Source organism: Agromyces sp. NPDC058104 (assembly GCF_042884835.1).
Lineage (GTDB): Bacteria > Actinomycetota > Actinomycetes > Actinomycetales > Microbacteriaceae > Agromyces.
This window is the reverse complement of record NZ_JBHVTD010000001.1, coordinates 743589-768110: the sequence shown is the minus strand read 5'-3', so window position 1 is coordinate 768110 and position 24522 is coordinate 743589. Positions and strand designations below refer to the sequence as shown.

Annotated in this window: 27 protein-coding genes; 18 read left to right on the top strand and 9 right to left on the bottom strand. The window is 68.9% G+C overall.

Features of this window, described 5'->3' with window-relative positions:
* The first annotated feature begins 30 nt into the window (after nt 1-30).
* The 4 genes from ACFVTH_RS03740 to ACFVTH_RS03725 all read left to right on the top strand — a co-directional run bounded on the left by ACFVTH_RS03740 (nt 31) and on the right by ACFVTH_RS03725 (nt 2513).
* The gene (locus ACFVTH_RS03740; protein ID WP_387086862.1) at nt 31-267 is read left to right on the top strand and encodes a hypothetical protein; all 237 of its coding nucleotides are present in this window, start codon (nt 31-33) and stop codon (nt 265-267) included.
* Between the two features lie 170 nt (nt 268-437).
* Nucleotides 438-1478 carry a zinc-dependent alcohol dehydrogenase family protein gene (locus ACFVTH_RS03735; protein ID WP_387086860.1) on the top strand — a complete coding sequence of 347 codons (1041 nt, stop codon included), beginning with the start codon at nt 438-440 and terminating at the stop codon, nt 1476-1478.
* A gap of 71 nt (nt 1479-1549) precedes the next feature.
* Nucleotides 1550-2260: a DUF2510 domain-containing protein gene (locus tag ACFVTH_RS03730; protein ID WP_387086858.1), complete on the top strand. Its 711-nt coding sequence runs from the start codon at nt 1550-1552 to the stop codon at nt 2258-2260.
* Nucleotides 2261-2312: 52 nt separating this feature from the next.
* Nucleotides 2313-2513 (top strand): hypothetical protein, encoded by a 201-nt coding sequence (locus tag ACFVTH_RS03725; protein WP_387086856.1) that lies wholly within the window; start codon nt 2313-2315, stop codon nt 2511-2513.
* Nucleotides 2514-2591: 78 nt separating this feature from the next.
* Here ACFVTH_RS03725 and ACFVTH_RS03720 read toward each other — a convergent pair whose 3' ends face one another.
* The gene (locus tag ACFVTH_RS03720) at nt 2592-4037 is read right to left on the bottom strand and encodes an MFS transporter (protein ID WP_387086854.1); all 1446 of its coding nucleotides are present in this window, start codon (nt 4035-4037) and stop codon (nt 2592-2594) included.
* Nucleotides 4038-4145: 108 nt separating this feature from the next.
* On the opposite strand from ACFVTH_RS03720, the gene ACFVTH_RS03715 reads away from it, so the two are divergent.
* The gene (locus ACFVTH_RS03715) at nt 4146-5162 is read left to right on the top strand and encodes a PHP domain-containing protein (protein ID WP_387086852.1); all 1017 of its coding nucleotides are present in this window, start codon (nt 4146-4148) and stop codon (nt 5160-5162) included.
* Between the two features lie 58 nt (nt 5163-5220).
* On the opposite strand, the gene ACFVTH_RS03710 is transcribed toward ACFVTH_RS03715, so the two are convergent.
* The gene (locus ACFVTH_RS03710; RefSeq protein ID WP_387086850.1) at nt 5221-6849 is read right to left on the bottom strand and encodes an FAD-dependent oxidoreductase; all 1629 of its coding nucleotides are present in this window, start codon (nt 6847-6849) and stop codon (nt 5221-5223) included.
* A gap of 90 nt (nt 6850-6939) precedes the next feature.
* On the opposite strand from ACFVTH_RS03710, the gene ACFVTH_RS03705 reads away from it, so the two are divergent.
* From ACFVTH_RS03705 to ACFVTH_RS03685, 5 genes are all read left to right on the top strand, one after another.
* Nucleotides 6940-7929, top strand: coding sequence for a hypothetical protein (locus tag ACFVTH_RS03705; protein WP_387086848.1), 990 nt, complete (start codon nt 6940-6942; stop codon nt 7927-7929).
* Nucleotides 7922-8146: a hypothetical protein gene (locus tag ACFVTH_RS03700; RefSeq protein WP_387086846.1), complete on the top strand. Its 225-nt coding sequence runs from the start codon at nt 7922-7924 to the stop codon at nt 8144-8146. The genes ACFVTH_RS03705 and ACFVTH_RS03700 overlap by 8 nt, the downstream gene beginning before the upstream one ends.
* A 177-nt stretch (nt 8147-8323) precedes the next feature.
* The gene (locus tag ACFVTH_RS03695) at nt 8324-8956 is read left to right on the top strand and encodes a glyoxalase (protein ID WP_387086844.1); all 633 of its coding nucleotides are present in this window, start codon (nt 8324-8326) and stop codon (nt 8954-8956) included.
* Nucleotides 8957-9140: 184 nt separating this feature from the next.
* A complete protein-coding gene (gene cls / locus ACFVTH_RS03690) occupies nt 9141-10613 on the top strand; it encodes a cardiolipin synthase (protein WP_387086842.1) in 1473 nt (490 codons plus the stop codon).
* 7 nt (nt 10614-10620) lie between these two features.
* Nucleotides 10621-11631 (top strand): hypothetical protein, encoded by a 1011-nt coding sequence (locus ACFVTH_RS03685; RefSeq protein ID WP_387086840.1) that lies wholly within the window; start codon nt 10621-10623, stop codon nt 11629-11631.
* A gap of 218 nt (nt 11632-11849) precedes the next feature.
* On the opposite strand, the gene ACFVTH_RS03680 is transcribed toward ACFVTH_RS03685, so the two are convergent.
* The 4 genes from ACFVTH_RS03680 to ACFVTH_RS03665 form a co-directional block, all read right to left on the bottom strand.
* Entirely contained in the window at nt 11850-12362 is a 513-nt protein-coding gene (locus ACFVTH_RS03680; RefSeq protein WP_387086838.1) for a hypothetical protein, read from the bottom strand.
* Between the two features lie 204 nt (nt 12363-12566).
* On the bottom strand, nt 12567-13316 hold the full coding sequence (locus tag ACFVTH_RS03675) for a hypothetical protein (RefSeq protein WP_387086836.1): 750 nt from the start codon (nt 13314-13316) through the stop codon (nt 12567-12569).
* On the bottom strand, nt 13313-14065 hold the full coding sequence (locus ACFVTH_RS03670; protein ID WP_387086834.1) for a hypothetical protein: 753 nt from the start codon (nt 14063-14065) through the stop codon (nt 13313-13315). Before ACFVTH_RS03670 ends, ACFVTH_RS03675 begins: the two co-directional genes overlap by 4 nt.
* Nucleotides 14062-14421: a PadR family transcriptional regulator gene (locus tag ACFVTH_RS03665; RefSeq protein ID WP_387086832.1), complete on the bottom strand. Its 360-nt coding sequence runs from the start codon at nt 14419-14421 to the stop codon at nt 14062-14064. The genes ACFVTH_RS03670 and ACFVTH_RS03665 overlap by 4 nt, the downstream gene beginning before the upstream one ends.
* Nucleotides 14422-14547: 126 nt before the next feature.
* Between ACFVTH_RS03665 and ACFVTH_RS03660 the strand changes: the two genes are divergently transcribed.
* The 3 genes from ACFVTH_RS03660 to ACFVTH_RS03650 all read left to right on the top strand — a co-directional run bounded on the left by ACFVTH_RS03660 (nt 14548) and on the right by ACFVTH_RS03650 (nt 16684).
* Nucleotides 14548-15708 (top strand): DUF4232 domain-containing protein, encoded by a 1161-nt coding sequence (locus ACFVTH_RS03660; protein WP_387086830.1) that lies wholly within the window; start codon nt 14548-14550, stop codon nt 15706-15708.
* Nucleotides 15709-15788: 80 nt separating this feature from the next.
* On the top strand, nt 15789-16151 hold the full coding sequence (locus ACFVTH_RS03655) for a hypothetical protein (protein WP_387086828.1): 363 nt from the start codon (nt 15789-15791) through the stop codon (nt 16149-16151).
* Between the two features lie 191 nt (nt 16152-16342).
* Nucleotides 16343-16684 (top strand): hypothetical protein, encoded by a 342-nt coding sequence (locus ACFVTH_RS03650; protein WP_387086826.1) that lies wholly within the window; start codon nt 16343-16345, stop codon nt 16682-16684.
* Between the two features lie 348 nt (nt 16685-17032).
* Here ACFVTH_RS03650 and ACFVTH_RS03645 read toward each other — a convergent pair whose 3' ends face one another.
* Nucleotides 17033-17920: a restriction endonuclease gene (locus ACFVTH_RS03645; RefSeq protein WP_387086824.1), complete on the bottom strand. Its 888-nt coding sequence runs from the start codon at nt 17918-17920 to the stop codon at nt 17033-17035.
* A 44-nt stretch (nt 17921-17964) separates the two neighbouring features.
* Nucleotides 17965-18303 carry a hypothetical protein gene (locus ACFVTH_RS03640; RefSeq protein WP_387086822.1) on the bottom strand — a complete coding sequence of 113 codons (339 nt, stop codon included), beginning with the start codon at nt 18301-18303 and terminating at the stop codon, nt 17965-17967.
* A 306-nt stretch (nt 18304-18609) separates the two neighbouring features.
* On the opposite strand from ACFVTH_RS03640, the gene ACFVTH_RS03635 reads away from it, so the two are divergent.
* The 5 genes from ACFVTH_RS03635 (at nt 18610) to ACFVTH_RS03615 (ending at nt 22237) form a co-directional block, all read left to right on the top strand.
* Entirely contained in the window at nt 18610-18870 is a 261-nt protein-coding gene (locus ACFVTH_RS03635) for a tyrosine-type recombinase/integrase (protein ID WP_387086820.1), read from the top strand.
* Nucleotides 18871-19381: 511 nt separating this feature from the next.
* Entirely contained in the window at nt 19382-19795 is a 414-nt protein-coding gene (locus ACFVTH_RS03630) for a hypothetical protein (RefSeq protein ID WP_376944057.1), read from the top strand.
* Between the two features lie 58 nt (nt 19796-19853).
* The gene (locus ACFVTH_RS03625) at nt 19854-20306 is read left to right on the top strand and encodes a hypothetical protein (RefSeq protein ID WP_387086817.1); all 453 of its coding nucleotides are present in this window, start codon (nt 19854-19856) and stop codon (nt 20304-20306) included.
* A 405-nt stretch (nt 20307-20711) separates the two neighbouring features.
* On the top strand, nt 20712-21551 hold the full coding sequence (locus tag ACFVTH_RS03620; RefSeq protein ID WP_387086815.1) for a hypothetical protein: 840 nt from the start codon (nt 20712-20714) through the stop codon (nt 21549-21551).
* Entirely contained in the window at nt 21548-22237 is a 690-nt protein-coding gene (locus ACFVTH_RS03615; protein WP_376944061.1) for a DUF3800 domain-containing protein, read from the top strand. Before ACFVTH_RS03620 ends, ACFVTH_RS03615 begins: the two co-directional genes overlap by 4 nt.
* Before the next feature lie 370 nt (nt 22238-22607).
* Here the strand turns inward: ACFVTH_RS03615 and ACFVTH_RS03610 are convergent, their stop codons facing one another.
* Nucleotides 22608-24377, bottom strand: a complete 1770-nt coding sequence (locus ACFVTH_RS03610; protein WP_387088701.1) for an Eco57I restriction-modification methylase domain-containing protein — start codon at nt 24375-24377, stop codon at nt 22608-22610.
* Nucleotides 24378-24522 lie beyond the last annotated feature (145 nt).

Sequence of the window (24522 nt, the reverse complement as noted above, 5' to 3'; positions counted from 1 at the left end):
AGTGTACTAATCATCAGTACACTTAACGCCATGAGCAGCACGATGAACCCCTACAAGGGCCGCCCCGGTTTCTGGAACCGTCTGAGTGCCGCGATCTACCCGATCACCGGGCCCGCCGAGGTCGGCATCGGCATCGGCGTGACCGAGGCGCCGTACGTGCCGCCGGCCAACCCGATGTGCCCGATCTGCTCAGCGCCGATGGCCGACCACGACATCAAGCGCGGCGACGCCTCGACGCCCACGTACTTCACCTGCCCGCGGCCGTAGCGCGAACTCTCGGCAGGGCGGTCCGGCCTGCGGCGCCTGCGACGCGTGCGGCGCCTGCGACGCGGTGGCGGTAGGCTCACGGATGTCGCGCACGCGGTGGTGAGGGGGCCGCCCGGCAACGCGGCATCCCGGCCCGACCCGACGGGCCCGCCTGAACCGAGAGGACCCCTGTGCGCGCCGTGCTCTTCACCGAATTCGGTGCCCGGCCCGAACTCGCCGAAGTCCTCGAGCCCGTCTGCCCGCCGCGCGGCGCCGTCATCCGCGTGCGCGCCACCGGCGTCTGCCGCAGCGACTGGCACGCCTGGATGGGACACGACGAGGGCGTGGCGCTGCCGCACGTACCCGGCCACGAGTTCGCCGGCGAGATCGCGGCCCTCGGCTCCGAGGTGTCGGCCGAGAGCGGCTGGAAGGTCGGCGACCGCGTCACCGCCCCCTTCATCTGCGCCTGCGGGCGATGCGCCGAGTGCCTGTCGGGCAACGAGCAGGTCTGCGACCGCCAGTCGCAGCCGGGCTTCACGCACTGGGGCTCGTTCGCCGAGCTCGTCGCGATCGACGAGGCCGAGCTCAACCTCATCCGGCTGCCCGACTCGCTCGGCTTCGTCGAGGCCGCGTCGCTCGGCTGCCGCTTCGCGACCGCCTACCGCGCGATCGTCTCCCGCAGTCGGCTCGCGCCCGGCGAGCGCATCGCGGTGCACGGATGCGGCGGCGTCGGCCTGTCGGCGATCATGATCGCGGTCGCCGCGGGTGTCGAGGTCTACGGCGTGGACGTCTCGGACGCCGCGCTCGCCGCGGCGGCGAAGCTCGGCGCGGTGCCGGTGCAGGGCGGCGACGGCGCCGCGGAGCGCATCATCGCGGCCTCCGGCGGCGGCGTGGATGTCTCGGTCGACGCGTTCGGCTCGAGCCAGACCTCGTTCGCCTCGGTGCGGAGCCTGAAGAAGCGGGGCCGGCACGTGCAGATCGGCCTCATGGTCGGCGACTCGGCGCTCTCGGCGATGCCGATGGACGCGGTCATCGCGGGCGAGCTCGAGATCCTCGGCAGCCACGGCATGTCGGCGCACGAGTACCCGTCGATGCTCGGGGCCGTCGCCTCGGGCGACTTCCGCCCGATCGAGCTCGTCGGCCGCCGCATCTCGCTCGACGAGGTGCCCGACGCGCTCATCGCGATGGGCACCGGCTCGGCCGGCTCGGGCATGACGGTCGTGGAGCTGTAGCGGCATCCCGACGCCCGGTTCCTCCCGGCGGCGCCGCACCCTACGATGGGCTGGACCCGACAGGAGCGACGATGAGCGACCCCCGTACGGCCCCGGCCGGCTGGTACCCCGAACCGAGCGGCGCCGAAGGCCAGCGCTGGTGGGACGGCACGCAGTGGACGGAGTACGCGACGCCGCTGGCGGCCCCGCCGGCCGCACCCCAGCCCGTGCAGCAGCAGCCGGCGTTCGGCGAACACGCGCCGCGGCCGGCGCAGCAGCCCCTGCCGTACGGTCAGGCGACGGTGTCGACGGTCGACGCTGCGACGCCGACCTCGACCGTCTGGATCTGGCTCATCGTCGCGCTGCCGGCGCTCGGCTTCGTGCCCTTCCTCCTCATCGACTGGCAGCGGATCCTCGAACTGAGCGTGGACGCGCAGTACTCGTCGTCCCCGGCGGCGCAGCTCGCCGTGTACTCCGACCCCTGGTACGTCGTGAGCTCGCTGTCGGGCTGGGCGATCGCCGCCCTCATCGTGCTGTTCGCGTACTTCGACCGGCGCGAACTGGTCGAGCGCGGGTTCGAGCGTCCGTTCCACTGGGCGTGGGCGTTCTTCGCGCTGTTCACCTCGCTCGTCTACGTGATCGGCCGCAGCGTCGTCGTGAAGCGTCGTTCAGGGCGGGGCATGGCACCGATGTGGGTCGCGATCGCCGTCACGGTCGTGATCATGGTCGCGGCCATCGCGTGGTTCGCGACCTTCATGATCATGGCGTTCGAGACGGCCTACGAGCAGGCGAGCCTGTACTGACCGCCCTGCGAGGCGGTACCGTGGCGCAGGGCGTTGAGAAGGGGGCGGGTTCGTGGATCTCGGCATCATCATCATGATCGGCGTGGCGGTCGCGATCGTCGCCGCCGCGATCTGGCTCGCGATCCGCGGGCGCCGCACCCGCTCGCTGCCGGGCGACCCGCACACCTCGTTCCACGGCGACCGGGCGCACAGCGAGGCCATCGCGGGAGCGTACGTCGCCGACTCGGTCCGCGACGGCGGCGGCTCGATCTGATCAGCAGGCGACGCCCGCGACCGGGTGACCCGGTGCGGGCGTCGTGCCGTATGCGTCTCGCATCGACGAGCGCCGAGCTCAGGCCTCCACCGGCTCCGTAGCCGTCTCGGTCGGAGCATCGCCCGTCGTCGCCACCGGGCGCGCACTCCGCAGCAGGGCGGCGGCCGCGATGAGCCCGAGGAGGGCGACGGCGCCGGCCCCGAGGAACGCGGCCGAGAACCCGCTCGTCAGCGCCGTGGCATCCGTGCCGCCCGCCGTGACGGCCGCGCCGATCGCGGTGAGCACCGCGAGCCCCACCGCCGAGCCGATCTGGTAGCTCGTGTTCACGAGTCCCGAGGCGACGCCCGTCTCCTCGGGCCGCGCCGCGCCGATCGCGGTGCCGAGGGAGGGCACGAAGGCGAGCGCCATGCCGAGCGCGGCGACGAGGGACGCCGGCAGCACGTCGGCGACGTAGCTGCCGTCGGGGCGCACGAGGGCGAGCCAGCCGAGTCCCGCCGCGAGCAGGGCGAAGCCCGCCACGATGAGCGGCTTCGCGCCGAAGCGCGCCTGGAGCCGGGGAGCCAGTGCGACCATGCCGATCACGATGAGCGCGGTCATCGGCAGGAGCGCGGCCCCCGAGGCGAAGGCGCCGGCGCCGAGCACCTGCTGCAGGTAGAGGTTCAGGAAGAACCACATCGGCACCCACGCGGCGCCGAGCAGCAGCTGGGCGAGGTTGGCGGCACCGAGCTGCGGGGCGCGGAAGATCCCGAGTCGCAGCAGCGGCCGGCGGCTGTTCGCCTGGATCACGAAGAACGCGATGAGCAGGGCCGCTCCGGCGACGAGGGCCGTGATCGTCTCGACCGAAGCCCAGCCGACCTCGGGTGCGCGGACCACGCCGTAGACGACGGCCGCGAGCCCCGCGGTCGCGGTGATCGCGCCGAGCACGTCGACCGATCCCCGTCCGCCGCGAACGGCCGGCAGGGCGAGCGGGGTGAGGAGGAGGACGAGCGCCGCGATCGGCACGGTCACGTAGAACACCCACGGCCAGCTCGCGTACTCGGTGAGCACGCCGCCGAGGAACACGCCTGCCGTGCCGCCGATCGGGGCGGCCGCGCCGTAGACGGCGAAGGCCCGCGGGAGTTCGGGGGTGCCGCCGAACAGCACCATCAGCAGGGTGAGCGCGGCGGGTGCGATGAGCGCGGCGCCGGCACCCTGGACGGCGCGACCGGCGATCTCGAGGCCGACGTTCGAGGCGGCGCCCGCGAGCACCGAGCCGAGTGCCAGCGTCACCCAGCCGGCGATGAACACCCGGCGGGCGCCGAACACGTCGGAGAGCCGGCCGCCGAGCAGCAGCAGGCCGCCGAAGGCGACGACGTAGGCGTTGAACACCCAGGAGAGCGACTCGGGGGTGAAGCCGAGCTCGGCCTGGATGTCGGGCAGGGCGACGCCGATGATCGACGTGTCCATGATGACGACGAACTGCGCGGCCGCGATGAGCGCGAGGCCGAGCCACCGGCGTGGTGCGGCGGCGGTGGAGGTGGACATGGTGTGCTGCTCCTTCTCTCGATATGAATACCCCTAGGGGGTATAGATATACCGAGGAATTCGGTACGCGTCAAGCACGATCGGCGCCGCGGGCGTCACAATCGAGGTATGGACCCGGTGGCAGCCCTGGAGGAGATCGCCTTCCTGCTCGAACGCGACCGCGCGTCGGCGTACAAGTCGAAGGCGTTCCGCAGGGCGGCCGACGCGATCCGCGCGCTCGCCCCCGAGGAGCTCGCCGCGCGTGCGGCCGACGGCCGACTGCGGCGGACGGCGGGCGTCGGCGACTCGACCTTCGCCGTGATCTCGCAGGCACTGTCCGGCGAGGTGCCCGAGCGCCTCGCCGACCTTCGCGCCAAGGCGGGCCTATCGCCTGCCGGAACCGCTCCGACCGGCCTCCGCGCAGAGCTCCGCGGCGACCTGCACTCGCACACCGAGTGGTCCGACGGAACGACGAGCCTCGCCGTGATGGCGAAGGCCGCCGAGGCCCAGGGCCTCGAGTACCTCGCGATCACCGATCACTCGCCGAGCCTGCGGGTCGCCAACGGACTCAGCGCCGAACGGCTCGCCGAGCAGCAGGAGCTCATCGAGGTCGTGCAGGCGGGCCTGCCCGGCCTGCGGCTGCTCGCGGGCATCGAGGTCGACATCCTCGTCGACGGCACGCTCGACCAGACCCCCGAGATGCTCGGCCGGCTCGACGTGGTCGTGGGCAGCGTGCACTCGAAGCTGCGCATGGAGCGCCCCGAGATGACCGGGCGGATGCTCCGGGCCATCGCCGATCCGCAGCTGAACGTGCTGGGCCACTGCACCGGGCGGCTCGTCGAGGGCTCGCGCGGCACCCGGCCGCAGTCGACCTTCGACGCCGAAGCGGTGTTCGCCGCCTGCGCCGAGTACGACGTCGCCGTCGAGATCAACTCGCGCCCCGAACGACAGGATCCGCCCGACGAGCTCATCGCCCTCGCGCTCGACGCCGGATGCCTCTTCTCGATCGACAGCGACGCGCACGCGCCCGGCCACCTCTCGTTCCTCGAGCTCGGCGCCGCCCGCGCCGAGGCGAACGGGGTGCCCGCGGAGCGCATCGTCACGACCTGGCCCGTCGAGCGCCTGCTCGAATGGACGGCCCGATGACGGGACGCGCCGCGTCGCGCTCCGCTGCGGTCGCGGCGCTCGCCGCGTCGCGGTGCCGTCAGGCGGTCTCGGGCTGCAGCGCCAGGTAGCGGTGCACGTAGGCGATCGCCATGCCGCCCTCGCCGACGCCGGCCGCGACGCGCTTCACCGACCCCGAGCGCACGTCGCCGATCGCGAAGACACCGGGTGCGCTCGTCTCGAGTGAGAACGGGCGCCGCTCCAGGGGCCACGCGCCCGTCTCGGCGGCTTCGGCGCCGGTGACCACGAAGCCGTGCTCGTCGCGGGCGATCGCGTCGGGAAGCCATGCGGTCGAGGCATCCGCGCCGATCATGACGAACACCACCTGGCACTCGCGCCGGGCGGTCGTGCCGTGCTCGCGGTCGGCGACCTCGACCCCGTCGAGGCCGCCGTCGCCGTGCAGGCCGACGATCTCGCTGCGCGTCTCGACCCGGATCGCCTCGTGCTGCGCGAGCTGGTCGATGAGGTAGCGCGACATGCTCGCCTCGAGCGAGGGGCCGCGCACGAGCATCGTGACCGAGCGGGCGTGGCGCGCGAAGAAGAGCGCCGCCTGCCCGGCCGAGTTGCCCGCGCCCACGATGCAGACGTCGGCGCCCTGGGCGACCGCCGAGTCGCTGCGGGCGGCGCCGTAGTAGACGCCGTTGCCGAGGTAGCGGCCGACCCCCTCGACGGGCAGCGTGCGCCAGTCGACGCCGGTCGCGATGAGCACGACCGCGGTGCGCAGCGTCGTGCCTCCGTCGAGACGGACCTCGTGGCGTGCGAGGTCGATCGCCTCGACGGTGCGGGTCACGACGATCTCGGCCCCGAGCCGGCCGGCCTGCTTGAGCGCCCGGCTCGCGAGGTCGTCGCCCGAGATGCCGAACGGGAAGCCCGTGTAGTTCTCGATGCGCGTCGAGGTGCCCGCCTGCCCGCCCGGTGCGAGCGCCTCGATCACGACGGTGCGCAGGCCCTCGGCGGCGCCGTTCACCGCCGCGGTGAGCCCCGCCGGCCCACCGCCGAGGATGACGACGTCGTACTCGCTCGCGGACGGTTCGACGTCGAGGCCGACGGCCGTCGCGACCTCGCGCATCGAGGGGGCCACGAGCCGATCGCGGCCCACGAGCTCGACCACCGGGTACCGCCCGCCCGCCTCGCCCGGCTCGACCACGCTGCGCTCGAACGCCACCTGGTTGCGCGTGAGGAACGTCGCGACGGCGTGCACCCCCGGATCCTGCCGCGGCCCGATCACCCGCACCTCGCTCGCGCGCTGCTCGGCGGCGATCTCCTGCAGCGAGTCGAGGTAGCGGCGGGCGAGGTCCGCGACGAGCGCGGGCACGTTCGGGGCCATCGCCGCGAGCGTGTAGTAGACCGTGACGTCCAGCTTCACGATCCTGGATGCCTCGGCGGCGCGCCCGCTCGCGGGGAACGGCGTGCTGAGGGTCATCGGGACCTCGCCGAAGAACCGCCCGGGCGTGCGGGTGCCGATCACCCGCTCCTCGCCGTTCACGATCTTCGTGATCTCGGCCCGGCCCTCGATCACCACGAAGAGCGCCCGCTCCTCGCCCTCGTGGGCGAAGTACTCGCCGGGGGAGAGCCGGATGTCCTCGACGGCGCCGGCGAGGTACTCGAGCGTCGGATCGGGCAGCGGCGCGAACGCCGGGACCTCGCGCAGCAACTCGGCCGTGATCATGCTCGGACGGTAGCGAGCGCCGAATCACCCCGTCAAGGAATCGGGCCTCCCCACTTGTCGGGGCACGGCGCGGGCTTGCAGGATCGGGGGATGGGACGCCGACCGGACGGGACGGCGCGATCGTCGCCGAGCGAGACGCGCGCCGCGCAGCTCGCGCTCGCGCGCGAGCAGGCGGGGCGACGGCGCCCGGCCGATCTCCTCCGCCAGTTCCTCGTCGACGACTTCGTCGCACCGGCACCCCTCGCGCTGGGGCTGGTGAACAGGCTCGACCGGTTGGCGATCGATGCGGCCGAGGGCTTCGAGGGGATCCTGCTGTCGCCGCTGGCGCCGCTCGGGGCGAGCTCGGTCATCGCACCCGGGTCGCAGGACCGGATCGTGTCCACGACCCGGAGCACCGAGGTGGTCTCCGACCCGACGAACATGCTCGCGCTCGAGTGCGCGCGGCGCCTCGACCCGGCCCGGGGCGGGCGAGCGGGCGACGTGCGGCTCGCGACCGTGCACCAGACGGTGCGTGCCCAGCCGATCCCCGAGGGTGGGGGTTCGGCCCGCTCGCGGCATTTCCGGCTGTTCGCGCTCGCCGAGGCGGGGCGCGGTCGCCGCGATGACGGCTTCGAGGTCGAGGCGGTCGCGCGACAGCTCGGCGTCTTCGACCGGTTGCTCGACGCCTGCTCCGCGGAGCTCGGCCTGGAGGTCGGTACCCGACGGGCGATCGTGCGCACGGCGCCCGGCGAAGCGGTGCTCGGCGAGCGGGTGGCGGCGCGACTGCTCCGCGTGCTGCCGCACGTCGACCTCGTGACGGAGCCGCTGGAGTCGGGCTACTACGCCGGACTCCGGGTGGGGTTCGGGGCCGATCGCCCGAGCGGCGGGTTCGCGGAGATCGCCGACCTCGGACGGTTCGACTGGGTGGCTCGGCTCCGGAGCGATCGCAGGCTTCGCCTCGTCGCCGCCGGGCTCGGTCTCCAGCTCGTGCCGAGCCTCTTCGGAGCCGTCGAGTCGGCGTCCCGACAGCGCACGTCGACGATGGCTCGTCAAGGGGCTCCCCGGCGGTCGCGGAGCGTGCCACCATCGGGCCATGGATGAACAGCGCGAACCGATCGAGGACGGCCACGACGACGCGAGCGACGCCCAGAAGCTCGACGGGATCGTCGAGCAGGTGCGCGGCGACCTCGCGATGTCGGCCGTCGACGACGTGCGGTCGATGATCCGGGACCGGCTGCGGGACGCGGGGCTGCCCGACTCCGAGCGCGACGTCGACGTCGTCGCCGCTCGTGTCGACCCCTCGCCGAAGGCCGGGTAGCCGGGCAGACCGAGGCGTACGTGTCCCCATCCGCACCGCCGCGCGGCTGGAGTGCGCCGCCGCGAACGCGCCCGGTGCATTACCGTGCAGGCCTTCGTGAGGGGCATCAAGTTGATCTCGACGATCGGTCAGGATCTGAGAAGCGACCGCTGACCGCCCCGAAATAGCGTGATCGACATGAACACGATCACCGCTTCCACCGCCATCGACTCCATCGTCATCGAGGCCGACGACCCGGCCGCGACCGAGCGCTTCTACGCCGACGCCTTCGGCCTCGGGCCGCGCATCCGCGTGCGCGCCGCCACCTCGCCGTCCACCGGGTTCCGGGGTCACGTGGCCTCCCTCGTCGTCTCCCAGCCCGCCGCCGTGCGCCGGATCGTCGAGGCGGCCGTCGCCGCCGGCGCGACCGTCGTGAAGCCCGTCGCGAAGTCGATGTGGGGCGTCGGCGGCGTCGTGCAGGCGCCCGACGGCAGCATCTGGAAGATCGCGACCTCCGCCAAGAAGGACACCGCACCCGACTCCGGCGAGATCGACCGGATCGTGCTGCTGCTCGGCGCCGACGACATCCTCGCGAGCAAGCGCTTCTACGTCGAGCGCGGGTTCAGCGTCGGCAAGAGCTTCGGCCGCAGCTACGTCGAGTTCGAGAGCCAGGGCGGGGCGATCCAGCTCGGCCTCTACCGTCGGGGCCCCCTCGCGAAGGACGCGGGCGTGCCCGAGGAGGGCTCGGGGTCGCACCGCCTGGTCCTCATCGGCGGCGGATCGGCCGTCGCCGACCCGGACGGGTTCGAGTGGGAGCCGGCCGGGCACTGATCCGCAGACCCCGACCCCGACGCGCGGTGCCGCCCCATGACGGCACCGCGCGTCGCGCGCGCCTGCGCGGGATGGTGCGGCCCTCGACCGCTATCGTGGTCTCACCCGCGGCGCCGCGACGTGCGAACGGGACCGAGGAGGCGACGATGATCCGCAGCACCCCCGATCGCGACGGAGCACGCTCGTGAACCTCGACCCGGCCGTGTTCTGGACGATCGTGCTCGTCCTCGCCGACTGGACGATCCGCATCATCGCGCTCTTCATCGTGCCCAAGGATCGCAAGCCGACGGCGGCGATGGCGTGGCTGCTCGCGATCTTCCTCATCCCGTTCATCGGCGTGCTGCTCTTCCTCATCATCGGCAACGCGAGGCTGCCCGAGAAGCGGCGGAAGCGGCAGCAGGAGGTCGACGCGATCATCGCGCAGAACGTCGACGCCCACGACTACACCGTCGACCGCGCGACCTGGCCCGCGTGGTTCGCGTCGATCGTGCAGCAGAACCGCACGCTCGGCGCCTTGCCCGCCTCGGGCGGCAACCGGGCCGAGCTGATCGGCGACTACCAGGCCTCGATCGACCGCATGGCCGCCGAGATCGACACGGCGCGGTCGTGGGTGAACATCGAGTTCTTCATCGTCGCGTGGGACGACACCACGCGCGAGTTCTTCGCCGCGATGGGGCGCGCGGTGCAGCGCGGCGTGAAGGTGCGCCTGATGATGGACTACATCGCCTCGGCGAAGGTCCCGATCCACAAGCAGACCATCGCCGAGCTCGACCGCATCGGCGTCGAGTGGAAGTACCTCCTGCCCGTGAAGCCGTTCAAGGGGCAGTTCCAGCGCCCCGATCTGCGCAACCACCGCAAGCTCGTCGTCGTCGACGGGCACGTCGGCTACACCGGCTCGCAGAACCTCATCTCGCGCGACTACGACTCGCCGAAGAACCAGAAGCGCGGCCTCAAGTGGCAGGAGCTCGTGACGCGGGTCACCGGCCCCACGGTCGCGGCGATCAACACGGTCTTCCTCTCCGACTGGTACGCCGAGACCGGCGAGAACCTCATGGACACCGCCCACGTGAAGGTCGCCGAGCTCGAGTTCGACGAGTCGCCCGAGGCGCTGGTCTGCCAGGTGGTGCCGAGCGGCCCGTCGTTCGACGAGGAGAACAACCTCCGCATGTTCCTCGGGCTCGTCAACGCGGCGCAGGAGAAGGTCATCATCACGAGCCCCTACTTCGTGCCCGACGAGGCGATGATGTACGCCATCACCTCGGCGAAGTTCCGCGGCCTCGACGTGCAGCTGTTCGTCTCCGAGATCGGCGACCAGGGCATGGTGTGGCATGCGCAGCGCTCGTACTACGAGCCGCTGCTGCGCGCCGGCGTGCGCATCTTCATGTACCCGGGCCCGTACATCCTGCACTCGAAGCACATGACGATCGACGACGACATCGCGTTCATCGGCTCGAGCAACATGGACATCCGCTCGTTCCTGCTCAACTTCGAGATCTCGATGCTCGTGCGCGGTGCGTCGTTCGTGCGCGACATGCGCGAGGTCGAGGAGGGCTACCGGGCGATCAGCCGCGAGCTCACCCTCGAAGACTGGCTGCGCGAGCCCGCGAAGGCGAAGTTTCTCGACGGGGTGGCCCGGCTGACGTCGGCGCTCGAGTAGTTCGAGCATGGATCGCAGGGATCTGCCGCAGATCGGTCCGGTCGTCGTGGAGCGCGAGGCGCTGGCCGAGGCCGGCGAGCCGTTGAGCGCGGTGCTCGCTCGCTTCGAGGTGCCGGCTCCGACCTCGGATGCGACGCCCGGAGGGGCGGTGCCGCCGCCGGCCGAGGGATGGCGCGTGCTCCACCGCGACCGCGGCCTCGTCATCGGCGCCCCCACCGACGACACCCGGCGCTCCTGGCGCATCGCCAGGGTCGAACCGCCGTCCGCCGAGCGCCCGGTGGGCCGCGTCGACTTCTCGCCCGACGAGCTGCCGCTGCGGCCGAGCCAGGCCGAACGAGGCCGAGGGCTGCGACTGCGATGGCCCGACGTCACGTCGTCGGCGCCCGACCTCGAGCGTCTCTGGATCGACATCGTGAACGAGGGCGACGAACCTTGGATGCCGGACGGCGACGGGTTCCACGTCGCCGCCGCGATCGTGCGACCGGGTCACGAGGGCGTCGGCTTCGCCTTCGTCGCCGGCCGCGACGGGGCCTGCCCACTCGGCTCGGGCGACTACGCGCGGGTCCGCGTACATCTCGACCTGAACGGGCTCGATCGGCTCGAGCCCGGCGAGTACGAGGTGCACGCGTGGCTCGTCGACCTCTCCATCCGAACCGAGGATCCGCTGCGGATCGAGCTCTCGCCGGAGCTGATCGCCCGACGCCGTGCGGAGGTCGCCGCGCGCCCCGCATCGCCGGCACCGCACGACCAAGCCGCGCACCTGCGAACACGGATCTCGATGCTTCGCGCGCTCGTTTCCGCGCGCGACCACCTGCCCGAGCTCGCGGAGCTCGTGCTCGGGCATTCCGGGGACTCCGAGCAGCTCGCCGCCCGCATCGCCGAGCTGCTCGGCAGCACGACCGAGGATGCCATGGGCATCACCGTCGCGCAGCTCAGGCGCTTCGCCCAGCCGTTCGCCGGTCACACCGAGACCGAGCTGCGCGGACTCGAGCAGCGGCTCGCCGAGCTGGAGAGATGAGAAGGGCCCGGGGTTCGTCGATCTCGAACGCCCGGGCCCGCTTCAGTTGAGCCCCCACTCGTTCGAAGCCCGTCGTCGCGAACGACGACCACCTCATCACACCGCACCGGGGCGGGATGCGGCAGGGGATTGACAGCGACCGCCGCAGATGCTGGTTGCCGCGATCCGGCGTATCGGGCCGCCTGATCGACTCGTCAGTCGCCCATCTGTTCGACTCGTCAGTCGCCCGTCTCGAGCAGCGCGAGACCGAGCCGCGAGCAGATCGCCGGCGCGGAGGACGGCACGACGGCCGTGCTGCCGTCGCCCATGCGGCACAGCACGAACGACTCGGGCGCGACGCCCGTGGGGTTCGTGAGCGATGTCGGGTCGAAGCCCGGCGCGAGCGCCCCCTGCTCCCACATCATCGTGCACACCTCGACGGCGTGCTCCGACCGTTCCGCTTCGTCCGCGAAGGTGATGTAGGCCATGGCATCGGGCCGGTCGCCGTCGGGGAGCGCCTCGGTCCGGAAGCAGTGGATGATCTGATCGTTGGAGACGAGCTGCGACTGCAGCCAGACGACCGTGGTCACCGTGCCGAGACCCGCGACGACGAGGCCGACGCCGCCCCAGGCGAACCAGCGGTGTCGGCGGCGGCGCGCGTCCCGCTCCCGCGACTCCTCGACGTGCCCGAGCACGAGCCCGCGGATCGCCGCCTCGCGCTCGGGTCGCGGCTCGGTGCGAGTCTCGTTCACCGTGTCGCCCGCGCCCCGACCGCCTCGCCGCCCGGCGTGCATCGCTCGAGTTCCACCCGTGCTTCCTCCGCGCTCGGACAGTGTCGCGTTCACCGTACCGACCGCGGGGTCGCGCGCGCCATCCCTTCCGCGGGGGCCATGGATCACCGCCCGAAGCACGCCGTGGCAGCCTCGGGCCGCACGCGATCCCGCCGTCGGGCGTGCTCAGTGCATGTTGTCGTTGCCGGTGACGTGGGTCGCGTAGCCGGCGCAGCCGGCCTCCTCCCACCGGTAGGCGGCGCCGGCGCCCGTGTCACCCCACATCGCGTCATCCCATGCCGCGGTGCCGTCGCTGTTGAGCCCGAAGCCCAGCTCGGCCATGCACGATTCGACGACCGCCGAGTACGCGGCGGCCTCCTCCTCCCAGGTCAGCGCGTCGGGGTCGGGCTCGGGCAGGGGAGCCGAGAGCGGAGTGCCGGCCGCCCGGGCGACCGCGACCGCGTGATCGCCGACCCCGACGCAGCCGCGTCGCTCCCACTCGGCTGTCGGCACCGACCAGCTCTCGCGTGATTCGCCGTAGAAGGCGTTGAGCCAGATGACCGACTGCTCGAAGCTGAGGCCGCGGGGCTGCGGGTGCTGGTTCAGCCAAGGCGCCGACGGCAGGTACTCGGTGTTCTGCTCGGCCATGCACTCGGCGATGACCTGCTCACGGCCCATGAACTCCATGCGTTCCTCGTCCGACAGGGGCTCCGAGGCGAACGGATCGACGACGATGATGCCGTCGTCGATTGTCGCGTTCGCCGAGCCCGCAGCGACGGGCGTATCGCCGCCGGTCACGGCCGTCGCGGTTTCCGCCTCGCGCGGCAGTTCGAACGGCGTGACCCCGTACGCGCCCGCGACCGTGAGCCCGGCGGCGACGGCGCACACGACGAGCCCGCCGATCGCGATCGGCGCGGTCAGTCGTCTGAGGTTCATGGCGACGCCTCCTTCGACGGCTCGGATGCCTCGGTCGACGACGCCGGGCCCGCCCACCACACGCCCATCGAGAGGAAGAAGAGCACCGCCGCGCCCGTCGCCAGACGGTTCAGCAGCACCATCTGCGCCGTCGACGATGCGTAGAACTCCGTGAAGGTCACGCTCGTATCGACCAGCGCATACGTGCCGAAGCGGATGAGCAGGTAGGCCGCGACCGCGAGCACGAGCCCGGCCATCCCTCGGCGCCGCGCGACGATGAGCAGCCACGAACCGGCGACCGCGAGTGCGAGCCCCACGGCGGTGAGCTCGGCCACGTCGGCCGCACCGTGCCACGTGCCGAGCAGCATGCTGTTCACGACCCGCCAGATGACGAACGCGCCCCAGGCGACGAGCGAGATCGCCGCGAGGTGCGCGAGCGCGGGCATCGCGATCGGCAGCGTTCCCCGCGGCGCGCCGATCGCGGCGCGGCGCAGCCGGGCCCCGCGCCAGGCGAGGTCTGCGGGCACGCCGCGGATCGCCCGCCAGACGATCGACCCGGTCGCGCCCGCACCCGAGTGCGCGCGCTCCTCGAAGAGGTCGGAGGCGAGTTCGGCCCGGCGTTCGGCGGCGATCTCGCCGGGCAGGTCGGCGGTGTACCAGCGCCCCCACGCGAGCACGGCGGCGTCGACGCGCCCGGCTGCGGTGTGACGTCGGCGGGCGGATGCCTCGAGCTCGAGCACTTCGTCGGATTCGAGCGTGACGGCGGTCATGCGAAGGCCGACCGGGGCTTCGGGACGGCGGCGGGCGCCGTGCGCAATTCGGTCTCCGCACGGCACGCGGCGGCGCCGACACCGGTCACCCGGTAGAGCCGCCGGCGTGGGCGCCCTTCGGTCGCGGCGATCTCGGGATCCTCCCACTCGGATTCGACCATGCCGCGTTCGGCCAGGCGGCCGAGCGCCTTGTAGAGCGTGCCGTGGGCCGTGAGCGACGAGGCGCCGGATCGGTCGGCGATGCGCTTGGCGAGGGCGAAGCCGTAGAAGTCGCCGTCCTCGGCTTGAAGCTCGATACCCGCGCCGAGGATGTCGACCTCGAGGTCGACCAGTCGGCCTTCTCGTCTTCGTGGCATGGGGCCAGTATAGGAAGATATCTCCAAGCTGTATAGGAAGATATCGGTATCGCTATAGGAAGATATCTGCCCATATGCTAGCGTCCCCTTCGAGCCGCCTGATCGGGCGGCGCAGAAGGGAACGACATGAACACCAAGAGGGTGATGTTCCAAGCGCTCGTCGGGGTGGCGCTGACCGTGACGCTCACCGGGGGGTCGGCGCTCGTGGCGGGTGCGCTCGACGCAGGCGGCGCGCCGACGGCCGCAGCCGCGGCATCCGCGCCGGTGCTCGCGACCGACGTCGTGACGCTGGAGGCTCGCGCGACCACCGCCGCACTGGCGGCTGCGAAGGCCGCACCGGCGCAAGCTGCCGGCGACACGCACCGGAAGGACCGTGCCAAGCCGGTCGGCCCCGTCCACTGCGAAGACGCGCAGCTCACCATGGACTACGTCGAGCGCCCCGACCGCTCGACGGACGCGACGAACGCCTTCGACCTCGTCTTCACGAACACCGCGTCGCAGCCGTGCTCGTTCGACGGGTGGCCCGGCCTCGTCGCGGAGGACGCCGACGGTGCGATGCTGACCTGGGCGCTCACGTCGGGTGCGACCAGCTCATTGGCCGTGCTGCCGCCGAACGGCGGCCGTGCGGTCGCCGAGGGGACGGCCGATGTTCCCGCTGCGGTCGGATGCGCCGAGGCGACCACCGACCACCTGCGCGCCTACATCTCGTCGGACGGCGCCGGTAGCGGCATCGTCGACGACGTGCAGATCCCGGTCTGCATCGACGGCACCTGGTCGCTGTGGCTCGGGCCGCTGGCCCCGCTCCACGGGGCGCCCGGCGACGTGACGCAGCCCGCCGAGCCTTCGCCCGAGCCTGAGCCCGAGCCCGAACTGCCCGCCAAGTGCCAGGACGAGCAGCTTTCGCTCGAGTTCGTCGCGCGGCCCGACCGCTCGGCCGACGGTGCAGAGGCCTTCGAGCTCGTCTTCACGAACGTCAGCGACACGTCGTGCGCGATGTGGGGATGGCCCGGGCTGGTCGTCGAGGCGGCCGACGGATCTCGTATCGGATGGTCGTCGGCGGTCGGCACGGACGGCGAGCCGTTCGTGCTCGCGAATGGCGACGTCGCCACCGTGTTCGGCACCGCGCTCACCCCGAAGTCGCTGAGCTGCGAGGCGATCACCGCCGACCATGTGCGGGCGTACATCACCTCCGACGGCGCCGGACCGGGCGTCGTCGCGCCGGCGCCGTTCGAGGTCTGCGCCGACGGCTCGAGCGTGCTCGAGATCGGGGCGCTCACCGCGGCCTGAGGTCGTCGTACCTGACTGAACGGCGTCGCGAGCCCGCTCGCGGCGCCGTTCGGCTGGGGGTGGCGCGCGACAATGGACGTATGCCCGCAGAGCTGCTGGTCAGCAAGGTCGCGAACGCGTTGATCGAGGACGTGAAGGTCAACGTCCGCACCCCGGTGCTCGGGTGGTTCCGTTCTGCCTGGGGCGGCCTGTGGGTCGGCGGTCGGGTCACGCTCACCACCGAGGCCGTCAGCTTCGCCGCCAACGGCCTCAACCGCATCGCGCAGTCGGGAACGCTCGACGTCACCATTCCGCTCGCGGAGATCACCGGCGTCGAGGTGCTCCCGGGATTCATCACCAGGATCGTCGCGATCACGACTCCCGACGTCACCCTGAAGGTGCGCTGCTACGGGGCCGCCCGCTTCGCGGAGGAGGTGCTGGCTGCGCGGGGGAGGCTCGGGTGAGGGGCGAGTGGGCCCGTCAAGAGCGGGCCGACCCGCCCGGGTAGGCCGGCTGCGGCGAAGGTGGGGATGGCGGCCAGCGACGGGCCAGCCATTGCAGTCAATGGATGCCATCTGCCCTGACTGTTGTGGAGTCACTCGGTGCCGTTTCCGAGAATCCGGATGCCCTGTCTGGGCTCTGCGACAATTGCCGCGTGCGCTACCTTTCGATTGGGATTCCGGTGAGGTTGTGGTTTCGCATTGACGGGTGCGTCGACAACTCGATGGCTGTCGACATGGTCGACGGCGTCGTCGAGACGCTGGTCGCTGGTTCATGCGTGCGCGACGCCGGATGGCGGGCGTCTGCGGCCTACGAGGGTGCGCGTGACTCATATGGGTGGCCGCCGCGCGAGCATTCGCTGACAATCACCCTGCGCGTCGCGCATTGGGAATGGGTGCTGTCTCAGCTTGACCGGTGGGAACCCTACGCGACCGACGACGCGGTGGATGATGTCGCCGTACGCGCAATAGTCGGCGTGGCGCTTACTGCGGCGTAGTGCGTTCCAGGTGTTCGGCCACGGGCGACGGCTGAGGCAGAATCTGAATGTCGACGGTCGCCAAAGCTACGCACCCGCTCGAGCGGCGCAGGCCAGTTCGGCCTCGAGGACCTCGCCGTCGGCGGGAGGATTGCTCGATGTCGATGGTGCATTGGGTTGTCGCATTCCGAGCATCTCCCTCTTTCGCGATGAGCGCCTTTCGCGGGTGCGCTCGGTAGTGATTTTCAGGCTACCTACTCGGACGTGTCTCATCGCGCAGTGCACGATTCGTGACTGGCTCGCCGATATGCTGGCCCCTTCGTCGATAACTCCTTGAGGAGCGGATGGCGGAGACCGGGATCTGCAGAATCAGATTCGCGGGTGAAGACCGTGCTGAAGCGCGACGTGCGCCACTCCGTTGGCGGAGGAGAGGGTCCCTCGAGGCGCGTCGTAGATAAAGAGTGCCATCTTCGCCCGGTCGGCGAACTCGACGCCGCCGGCGCTGTACGAGCCGCTTGTGAAGAAGACCGGCGTCCGCCCGTCGTGTGCAGCGACTCCGGCCAGCTCGCGGATCTGGGCCACCGGCACTGCGGAGCCGGGGGCGAGGTTCTTGACCTGCGCGATGCACCGAGACGAGACGACGTCGATCCCGCCGTCACCTGAGAACTGCGTCACGACTGCGTCGTCCGCGCCGAGGTGGCGCATCCAGCCGGCGGCGAGTTCCTCGGCGCCCTGGTGGGAGACGCCATAGGGCTGCGGTGCCGGGCGTGGCCATGTCGGCCGCAGCGTGGTCTTGGGTGCGATTCGGCTGGGCCGATTCGCCATCTCCCATGCCGAGTTCAGCGCAGTCTCCCTGATGGAATCAGCCGCCGCTTGCGATACCGCGTCGATCGCGGCGATCTTGGACGCGTGGCCGGACTTCAGGGCCCTCCCGACGACGAGAAGGACGAAGGTGGCGAGGACGAGCCCGAGGGCGAGCATCCCGAGCAGCACCCGAACTTCACTCGGGAATCTTCCACCGGTGCTCTCGATACGCGCGAGGAGCGCAACCACCCCCCAGAGCCCGGCGTAGCCGAGCCACCACGGCCACATTCGAGGCTTGCGCGGGTACGGAGTGGATTGGGTGACCGGTATCGCCGCGGCGATTGCGGTGCGGAGAGTCTCGGCGAGGACTTCCGGCGGGAGGCCTGCGGGGGCGCGGAGGCCGATGTCGCGGCCGACCGCGGCAGCATCGAGTTCGGGCGTCTCTGTCGTCACGCTCGAATCCTAGAGGTCAGGGCGGACACTGGACACTGCATGGGTCATCCGACAGGTGCCGCGTGCGCCTTCTTGTCGATGCACGATCCGTCATCCGAGAAGCATCCGTGCACATGCAGTGTCGACCAGCACTCAGCAGTGCCGTCGCACTTCGTCAAGTCGCGGCGCGGGTCAAAGGTGACGGGGATGCTCCCGACGAGCTCCACGAACTCGTCGAACTCGAGCGGGTCAGCCATGACTCTCACCGCCAGCGGCGCCGGCGGCCGGGACACCCAGTTCGGGCACGGGCAGCCGCCGGGAGCGGCGCTGCAACGACGCGGCGGCCGGGACAGGTATTGTAGCGCGGTGTGCCCGCAGGCGCAGCGATCGGTCAGCTTGGGCATGGCCCATTTCCTTAGGTTCAGACTGCGCTGACGAGCAACGCAGTCGCGGCATCGCCGCAGGTCTTGCAGCGTCGCCCGAGTTCAGGTGCAGGCGATCTCCTTGGGCACCTCGGAGAGCGGGATCTCACGGATGTCCCAGGCGACCTCGCACCCGCGCAGGGCACTCGAGTCCGCGCCACCGCCAGGGAACAGTCGCTCGTTGAGCTGGCGGAGATGGCGAGGAGTGGTGGCCTGGGCTGTGATCGTCTCGCAGAGGGCGTAGCGGGTGGGCGACGGCGGTGACGTCTTCTATTCCCGACACCGCTGATGCGCCTGCGCGATCCGTCGAACACGCAGCGGGAGCTCAGGGATCGGCGCGAAGCGCTCGGCTACCCCGAGCTCTCCACGCACTCGTTTCGCAAGACCGTGGCGACGATCTTCGACAGGGAGGGACTGTCGGCCACCGAGATTGCCGACTACCTCGGTCATGAGAACCCGTCGATGACCCAGGACGTCTACATCAACACCTTGAAGGGATCAACGAAGGCTGCTGAGGTTATGGGGAGGCGGCTCGAGGGCCTCATTTGAATGTGCGGGGTATACGCGGGGTGACCGAGGGTTAGAAGCAAAAACCCCCGGTAAACCAGCGGTTTTGACTGTGGCTCCGGCATCGACCCGGTGACCTTTCGATTTTCAGTGAGCCTGGGCGGTTTTCGCTCAATTCTCTTAGGCATGATATCGCGCTGATCAGGGATTCTTCGAAACGGTCACAGTTGGTTTCTCGCATTTAATGGCACATTGATGGCACAAGATCGGGCTGGCGGAGTGGCCGATCCGGTCTTGCAAGCCGCATCCTCAAAGCGGTACGCGCTGGCAGGATGCTCATATGGTTGCAACGGGCGCGCGGTCGCGTGAGCTACGGTCTTTGCTCGTGAAGGCAGAGTTCACGGAATCGCCCAGGCCGCCCTCGCCGCGGCTGCAAACACTACCGCCGGAACTGGCTGCTGCGATCCTAGAGGTGTATCGCTCGTTCGGAGGAACCTTGTCTGAGCCTTGGCTCGCGCCGGGTCCGTGGGATATCGCGTACTCAGATGGACTCATGGTCGAGCTCGACGAGTCGTTCCATTTCAATCGGTACCGAGGCGAGACGATGCATGCGTCGTGGGCGTCTGAACTTCCGTGGCGTCAGGCGTACACCGACTACTGTGCGGCGTGGGAGGGCAAAGCAGGTACAGGCGGGAAGCGCTGGTCGAATGACTCCGCGAAGCGCATGTTCGGCGGGGCAGATCCCGACGGCGTCTTTGGTGCGTTCGGCGCCCCTCGTTGGAAGCAGCGCGCGCTATACGACGCGATGAAGGACGCTGCTGCAGTTGCCGGCGCCGTTCAACTCTCGCGAATCTCGATCTATGACGTGATCGACGGAATTCAGCTCGACGATGCGCTGTATCGACGTGCGGTCATCTCGCCGGGGGCGCTCGCTGCACATGTCGTCAGTCGGGCGTCGGCTGGCTGACGGAAGTTGGCGCTTCGGTTCAATTAGGTCGGCGTTCTGAGAACGCTACGGTAGGGGCGTGCAGGAACCAGACGTCTGGCTCGCCGTTGCCTCGACCTTGGCGTTAGTTGGAGTTGCGTGGCAGTTGGTCTTGGCGCTGAGGGACGGCATTGAATCGATGGATTCGTTCCTTGCGACCAAGAATGCCCTCATGGCAGAGGAACGCGAGCGGATTCGTAGTTCCGTTCCACGCTGGCGGGTCGGGAAACGGCGACGTGAACTTGCGGCTGTCGAGGGCCTTCCACGGGAAGCACTTACAGAGTCAGAGCTGCGGACTGAGCGACGCTTTGACCGTCAAGGGTACGCATGGGCAGTCGTGCTCACTGGGGCGCTGATCGCGACCATTGCCAGCTGGTTCGCCCTTCTCAGTGGGAAACTAGTGGGTTCTGGCGCGCGGCCCGAATTCCGCGCCATCGACCAATTGGACTACCAGCAGACTCCTGGCTGGGCCGGCCTGCGCGCACAGCGATGACCTTGTGCTCAGGTGGTTGCGTATGACGGTCGCCCTTGGAGTGCGCAGCCATCCAGATCTGCCGCATCCGGAATACTGCCATTCATCATCGATGCCGAGCGACCGGCTTTGGGATTGCGATCAGGGAGGCCCCGCCTGCTGCGTCCTACGCAGCGCCGGATTCAGGGCCAGCGACACGCCCAGTTTGGCGTGGTGAGAATTTGGGCGTGACTCGAGCATGGTGGAGTCCCGGCGGGTCCACGGAGCCGCAACTCTGTGCAATCCGGCATTGGCGTATCGCATGGCCTCGCAACGTGCATCGCATCGGCGAATCGAATGGCGCATCGCATTATCTGGTGCGGCGCTGCAAATGATGTTGGCGCGTTTCTGGGACTCACAGTGCATGCCTGTGGTTTGATTGTGCTCATGAACACACAACCTGCAGCCGCAACGCCAGCAGAGACGAGGGCGGAGCTGACCCGGCTGTCGGCGCGGGGGTACACCCAACTGCGCCACGTCCTCGTTCAGCTTCCTGATCGTGACAAGCCTCGAGCTTCTACTCTCGCCGTGATGCTGCACGAGCGCAAGCATCGGCCGTTGCTGCTCTACATCATGCTGCTCACCTGCTGGCCGTGGCTGAAGGACCGACGAGAGCCGCTCGAAGGCGCGGTTTGGATCCGCGCGCTCACCGCCAAGGGTGGGCCGACTTGGTCGTCGTCCACCCTGTCCCGGGCCTGGGCTGAGCTCGAGCAGCTCGGTCTGGTGACCAAGGGCAAGCGTGAGAAGCGCCTGATCCGTCCTGTGCCTCGACGTGAGGACGGCGGTGCGGACTACGAGATGCCCGGTGGCCGCCAGGACCGATGGAACGCATACTTCTCCCTCCCTGACGAGTTCTGGAACGAGGAACTGTTTGCGAAGCTCTCGCTCCCAGCGCTGGTGATGCTGCTCGTCGTCGCGAAGGAGACGAACAAGAAGGACGAGGTCTGGCTCACCTACGACAACGTGGACGAGTGGTACGGCATCAAGCCGAAGTCAGCACAGAAAGGTCTGACGGAACTCCAGGCCCTCGGAATCCTGTCTCGTCGAGCAGAGGTCGTGAAGGCACCCCTCGCGTCCCACGGTAGGACCGTACGGATGTGGTACTCCCTCGTCGGACCGTACGGACACCAGGCACGAGCAGCGAAACAGACCCTGGCGAAGAACGAACGACGCAAACGACTCAAATTCGAATCCAAGACCGCAACCAACCCGAAGGACCAGGCATGACCATCTCCCGAATGCTCTACGTCGACGACTCGGGCTCCGTCGATCGTGGCCTGATCGTCTACGGCTGGATCGAGGTGGCACCCGATCGGTGGCGGTACGGGCTGAGAAGCATCCTCGAACTGCGTAAGCGGCTCTACCGCGACCATCTCGTCCCGCCTGCGACGGAGCTGCACGCGACGAAGTTCGTCAACGGGCGCACCCGCATCTCCACACGGCCCTCGACCGATCCCGAAGACTGGAAGACCCTCGGACGAGCTGTCGCCGTGGACAGTCTGACCACCCTGTCCACCACCCCCGACATCAAGTTCGGTGCCGTCTACCGCAGCACCACAGCGACCGGGCGCGCCTATTTCGACGAACGCGGTGAGGTCTACCAGAGCCTCATCGAGCGCTGGAACGACGCCCACCGTGCCGAAGACACCTACGCTTTCGTCAGTATGGACGGCAACGGCGATGATCACACCTACTTCAACGCCCACCGCGCACTTCCTCTGGACAGCAGGCATCTCATCGAAGACCCGATGATGCATGACTCGCGGCGGTCGCAGTGGGTTCAGATGGCGGACCTCGTCGCCTACAGCGCCTTCACCCACCTGAATCGCCATCCAGGCAACCAGTTCGGGTGGACCTGGTACGAGGACTTCCTGCAGAGCAAAGACGTCAACGGGGGTCCTACACCGATCTGAACGTTAAACAGCTAGACCCGCCATTCCACGTGTGTGGGGCGGGTCCGCTCAACCATTATCGATTACTTGTACGACAAGCGCAACCTGGACCTTGCCTGCCGCGGCGAGTCCGCTGGGGCGGTTGGCGACATTCAGGGCCAGCGGTCCGCCATCCGACCGACCGATGGGTGACCCTGAACCGAGTCAGAATGGTGCCGGGACGTCACGGTTGCGCCATCAACTTGCGGGCAAGTCCACCACGCATCGCCTTCCTCCGAGCTAGCTCAGGTTCTAGCAACTACCTACGGTAGCATACTTCCATTCAGATGTGGCTGATTCATTCGGCTGGTGAAGATGCGACCTCGTTAGTCCTGTTGCTCGGCGCGCCAGATCATTCGGGAAGTGCGAGTTGGGCGAGCTCTCTCGGCTCAAGCTTGAGGAGCCCGCTTGCGTAGGTTCGTCCAGCCTCTTCGAGACGACTGGATTCGATCGAGGAGAGCCGTTGGAACACAGCATCGGCGTCGGTAAACCTCTCCCAAAGCGCCGGACGAGGGTACATCCCGATGAAATTGTTCAGGTGAATTGCGCGACTCTCGTTCCACAGGAATCGGCGCGTCGACGTGTCACGCTTTGCCATGTAGAGGAAGAGAAATGGGGCAGGTTCACGCGGCTCTTGCTTGAAGCTTGAGGGGCGCCGCGCCACCAGATACCTGTCACCTACGGATGCTTCGACGTCATCCAAGTAACTCGCGAAGACTGGGCTATGCCGCCGAATCTGCTCGAGAGGGACATCGGTGTCGATCAGCCAGCGACCCGATGACGGAATTGGATTCTGATGGTGGTCTGCTCGAATGCGGCCGTCATCAAGAGTTCGAGCTGCCGGAACTAGCGGGCGAACCCATTCGGGACGAACCTCATGCTTTACGAGCTCATCGTCATCGAGCACAAAGTAGGAGTTGGCGCCAGTCGCAATCCCGCGCCGAAAGGTGAATAGATCTCCAAGCCGAACGCTGGCTGACTCGTTCGGGCGGCTAGGTGCTGCAAGGGCAGCGAACGACCAGCGACGGGAAGCCCGCAACGTCGAGCGGGGAACGACTTTCCGGTCTCTTGGCCTCGCCATTGTGCCGCCGGATGTCACATGGACATCCTGCTCATTGCTGGGCGGCTCCTTTCTAAACACAACGACGCATGTTGAAGCGAGAGCGTTGTCAAAGAGCGGGTCACTCGCATCGTAGGTGTGCATCTGGACGAGCGAGACGTTCTGGGTCAGATATGTGCGCAACGCGGCGCCGTAGGCAGTGACTTGAAACTCTGACGGGACGATCCAAGCGGCAATGCCACCCTTGCGCATCCAGGCGTCTGCTTGGAGCATGAAATAAACGTAGAGGTCTGCGCGCGCGCTCACCGAGACACCGAGCCGACCATCGAAGGCAGCTCGCAGATGCGAAAGGTCCTGGGCGATATCCTGCGAACGTCTATACGGCGGATTGGCAAGCACTACCGACCAGGCTTCGTGCTCAGCGGGCGCATTGAGAAAGTCGCCAGTCAGCACGCTGATGCCGGAACGTGCCCACCTTCGGTCAGTGGATTGCGCCGTCAACGGGTCGATTTCGACGACGCGAGCGGAGTTGATCTGCTCATGTCCGACAGATTCTCGCAGGGCCGCGTAGAGCACCCCGTTCCCTACGGCAGGGTCACCAAAATCGACCATGTCGTTTGGATCTAGGCGGAGGTGGTCGGCAACAGATCGCGCCACGTCTCGCGCTAGCTCCGGAGGCGTAGCGAAGGCGCCCCGTTGTCTGAGGGCGCCACGTTGGTGCCGTGGCGCTACCCCGCTTATGGACCACACCTCTTCAGGCGTCCAGAATGCGAGTTGACCGGCGCGTGAAGGATCGACATTTCTGACGTCGGGGGCGGGCCTCGCCTCAGACTCAGTTACTGCCGGATCCGCATGAATTATCTGCGCCGCGGCTTCGATAACCGCCTTCTGGAGCGTTGGTGAAAGGTCGTCGATCGGCTCGTCTGCCAGACCCAGATGATCGAATATTTTCTTGCGAACACCCTCTGCGGCGTCAGTTAGTAGAACACCGCTTCTCGTTCTCGAAGTCGACGCGAGGAGCGCGCTGTGGGTCGAATCACGAATCGAGAGCTCGGTATGCATTTGCAGGGACCAAGTGAATCTCGAAAGCAAGGCGAGGGCTTCAGCCGCTGTGGTCGAGGGCGGCCCATCGTAGAGCGTCAGGTGTGGAACACTTGCTGGAAAGTCGGGCTTGTAGCTCCTCAGCTCCAGAGCCTCTGAACTGCAC